2 pseudogenes are annotated in these 693 nt (G+C 51.7%); both read left to right on the top strand.

The features are described 5' to 3' along the window. Positions 1-377 (top strand): annotated as a pseudogene (locus PH547_RS33780) (hypothetical protein); the annotation flags it as partial. 26 nt (positions 378-403) lie between these two features. Beyond that, positions 404-544 (top strand): annotated as a pseudogene (locus PH547_RS33775) (transposase domain-containing protein); the annotation flags it as partial. Between the last annotated feature and the right edge of the window lie 149 nt (positions 545-693).

Genomic DNA, 693 nt, shown 5'->3' with positions numbered 1-693 from the left:
AAAGCAAGCAATTTGTGCAATCCTGTGTTGGACACAGTGATTTGGAACATTCTGAAGCCGGCAAACATCTTCGTTCAGTTGGTAGCCTACCGGATCAGACGCTGAGTTGGACGAATACTGTCTATGAATTCTTCGATCTTATTCCACAGACGCCACTGGCACGGGATGAAATCGTCAAACTCTATACGCCAGAAAGCCGCAAACTTCTCAACATGGCCCGAGAAAAGGCAATTCGTGCCGGGGAAGGCTTCACGTTGGACGCCCAAATAGTTACCTCTTTATGCCGCGCGCGGCATAAGGCAGTTTATGCCGACCGGCGAACTATGCCGATTATGCTACCGCTATGTTACAGAAAACATTGGCAAAAACTTGCTTAATCGGCATAGTTCGCCGGTCGGCATAAACTGCCAAACTCCATGGCCACAATCCGGAGGTCTATCTCACAGACGTCCTGACCAGGATCCAGAGCCATCCAAAGGATCGGCTCCAGGAATTGCTGCCGTGGCAGTGGGTGCCGGCGAAAGACCGATACGAGGCTGCGTGATGGCACGTTCCAGGATCATATATACTCTTAAAGAGGTCGCTGAGATGATCGGCGAGAACCTCGAGTTGATCGAGGAGGTGACCGCCAACTCGGACAATATCAGCGAGGGCGAATTGCTTTATGTCCGCGACGGCAGCGAATACGGCACA

The sequence above is a fragment of the Rhizobium cerradonense genome (genome assembly GCF_030182455.1).
Classification (GTDB): Bacteria; Pseudomonadota; Alphaproteobacteria; order Rhizobiales; family Rhizobiaceae; genus Rhizobium.
Note: the sequence above shows the minus strand (reverse complement) of the source record. Positions and strands in the feature narration are given on the sequence as shown.